The sequence below is a fragment of the Acidiplasma cupricumulans genome (assembly GCF_001402935.1).
In the GTDB taxonomy this organism is placed as follows: domain Archaea; phylum Thermoplasmatota; class Thermoplasmata; order Thermoplasmatales; family Thermoplasmataceae; genus Acidiplasma; species Acidiplasma aeolicum.
The window spans coordinates 1-3,158 of record NZ_LKBH01000079.1 but is presented as its reverse complement, the minus strand read 5'-3'; the positions used below and the strand labels follow the sequence as shown (position 1 = coordinate 3,158).

The 3,158-nt window shown below is 32.1% G+C and carries 3 protein-coding genes; all 3 read left to right on the top strand.

The window, feature by feature from the left end:
- The first annotated feature begins 139 nt into the window (after positions 1-139).
- The 3 genes from AOG55_RS02555 to arsB are packed head-to-tail and all read left to right on the top strand — an operon-like array spanning position 140 to position 3,028.
- Positions 140-1,366, top strand: a complete 1,227-nt coding sequence (locus AOG55_RS02555; protein ID WP_048102004.1) for a radical SAM/SPASM domain-containing protein — start codon at positions 140-142, stop codon at positions 1,364-1,366.
- A gap of 55 nt (positions 1,367-1,421) precedes the next feature.
- Positions 1,422-1,736 carry an ArsR/SmtB family transcription factor gene (locus AOG55_RS02550; RefSeq protein WP_055032460.1) on the top strand — a complete coding sequence of 105 codons (315 nt, stop codon included), beginning with the start codon at positions 1,422-1,424 and terminating at the stop codon, positions 1,734-1,736.
- Positions 1,737-1,738: 2 nt separating this feature from the next.
- On the top strand, positions 1,739-3,028 hold the full coding sequence (gene arsB / locus AOG55_RS02545; protein WP_054964268.1) for an arsenical efflux pump membrane protein ArsB: 1,290 nt from the start codon (positions 1,739-1,741) through the stop codon (positions 3,026-3,028).
- Positions 3,029-3,158 lie beyond the last annotated feature (130 nt).

Genomic DNA, 3,158 nt, shown 5'->3' with positions numbered 1-3,158 from the left:
TATTTATTTGATTATTATTTCTTATATATTATAACTTATTTAGTCATATGGTGATAGAATGGAAACAATAGAAAGAAAAGTTTTAAAGGTGGAGAGGAAGGCATGCAGATGCGGATACTCACCAAGCTGGGGAAATTAAATGCCCCAGCAATTTTTTTCAAAATATAATGTTTTTATTCGGGATGGTTCTGAATTTATACTGTTTAATACACTAACAGGCTATGCGATAAAGGTTAGCAGCGAGGAAAAGGAAAAAATTACATCTGGAATAATCCCAGAGGATATTAAGGAAGTTTTTTATGAAGGTTTTATAACAGATGATATAAATGCTGAATTTGATAAATTAACCCTTAAAAAGAATATACTTGAACCGACAATGGTTTTAACATACAACTGCAACTTTGATTGCAGCTACTGTTTTCAAAAAGATTTCAGAAATAAATCCAGGGTTAATGATAACATAATAAATGGATTTGTAAATTATATAAACAAAAATAGCAATGGCAGAAAGGTCAGGGTTACATTCTTTGGCGGCGAACCATTGCTTGAGGCAAATACAATAAAAAAGGTTTCATCTATGCTGGGCAATTTAAATTATGAATTCAGCATCGTTACGAATGGTTCAATGCTTACCAAAAATATGGCAGATGATCTTTATGGCTATGGATTAAGGTATGCACAGATAACACTGGACGGGCCAAGAGAGGTCCATGATTCAAGAAGATATTTTGTAAACAGGCGCGGTTCATTTGATATAATTTTAAAAAATCTTCTATATGTTCAGGATCTTTTAAATGTGGTGTTGAGAATAAATATAGACTATTCAAACATTGATGACTTTGATGAACTGCTATATGAATTAAAAAATATGGGGATAGAAAATATTAGAATAGACCCACATCTTGTTCATGAAAATCTTTTTAGGAATGAGGCCTGGGATGAAAACATATCCAGACAGGATGAATTTGATGCAGTTCAGAGGATATGGCACAAAATAAAATTGCATGGTTTCAGGGTTCCACAGGATATATTCAGGCTTGGTGTATGTGTTGCGCATGTTGATGAGGACATAATAGTTGATCCGGCAGGTTATATATATCCATGCTGGGCATTTACAGGCAATACAAAATTCGCCAAGGGTTTGCTAAAATCAGATGGCAGTGTTGAGATAATAAATAGGGCACTGCTTGCCAAAAATGCATCACTTGCATGGAAGAATGATGAGTGCAAAAACTGCAGTTACCTGCCATTATGCTTTGGTGGATGCAGATTTTTTTCTGTTCTGGATGGAAAATCATTTAGTTCAAAAGAGTGCAGAAAGGAAACATATAAAAAGGCAGTTGATTTTATTAAAGACTTTATTTAATATGTAATTATTAACATATGAAAATAATTTTATATGAAAAAATAATTCCCAGAGAATGTTATTGAATGAGATTGGGGAGGCCAATATATATAAAATGCTATCCGATGAAACAAGGTTGAAAATACTCAAACTTTTATCCAGTGAAAGCCTATCAGTTTCCGGCATAATAAATAAAATGGGAATGGATCAGCCCCTTATATCACATAAATTAAAGGATTTACGTGAAAATGGCCTTGTAATAAGTTACAGATCAGGAAAAAATATAATTTATAAAATATCTGACGATTCTTTAAGGAATTTATTGAGAGCTGGCAGTGAGGCCGGTAAAAAAATAGAGAGAATATGTAAATGTGCGGAATGCGATGAATAAGCATGAAAATAATGTTCTATGTCTCACTGATAATTTTTATTGTAACACTTTATCTTGTAATTAAAAAACCAAAAAACATAGGCATAGGGTATTCGGCCCTTGCAGGTGCGGCAGTTACATTTATTTTGGGCATATCAAGTATAGAAGACATAATTAGGGTATGGGACATCGTCTGGAATGCGACGTTTACATTTATTTCGATTATAATAATATCACTTATACTTGATGAGGCTGGTTTTTTTGAATATATAGCATATAAAATTGTAAATTTTGCAGGCAATAATATAAAAAAACTTTTTTTATTAATTATAGTTCTTGGTTCTGTAATATCAGCAATATTTGCCAATGATGGCACTGCACTGATATTAACACCCATAGTTTATTCAATACTTTACAGGTCCAAATTCAGTAATGACAAAATATTACCATTTATTATGGCAACAGGGTTTATTGCAGATACTGCAAGCATACCGTTTACTGTAAGCAATCTTGTGAATCTTGTAACTGCAGGCTATTTTAATATTACATTTTTAAGGTATACAGAGATTATGATAATTCCTGATTTAATATCAATAATAGCCAGTGTTGCCGTTCTTTACATATTTTACAGATCTGAACTCAAAAAAAATTATGCTGCAAATACTGATATTAAACCAGAGGATCTAATAAAAGATAAAAGAATTTTTAAAATTTCATTTCCTGCCATATTAATCTTAATAACACTGTATTTTATTTCTGGATTTATAAAAATACCGGTGTCATTTATATCAATGCCGTTTGCAGCCTTTTTTTATTTAATGGCACGGCTGGATAAAAGAATAGATGCCAACAGGGTCATAAAAATTGCCCCATGGCAGATTGTTTTATTTTCCCTTGGCATGTATATCATTGTTTTTGGAGTTAGCAATGAGGGTTTAAATTTAATTTATGTTTACGTACTACAGCATATAAATAATGTTTTACCACCCTTTAATTTTATACTATCAGGATTTTTCTTTGCATTTAACGCTGCCATAATGAATAACCTGCCATCGGTAATGATTGGCGATATAGCCATATCCGGCCTTAAAAATCCAGGACTCCTGATGTATGCAAACGTAATAGGAAATGACATAGGACCCAAATTTACCCCCATAGGTTCTCTGGCCACGCTGTTATGGCTTTACACACTGGAAAGAAAAAATGCAATTAAAATATCATACAGGTATTATATGAAGGCTGGCCTTATTTTGGCTGTACCAGTACTTTTCAGTACGTTACTGGCACTTTACATCGTTTCCAGAATAATTTAAATCAAAATTATAAGGAAATATACCAATCCCGGGTATAATCCTCATTATTATTTTAATACCGTTTTTATATTTTTTATCCATAATATTAATAAAATGGTTCGCCTATTTATTTCCATATAAAAACCTTTAT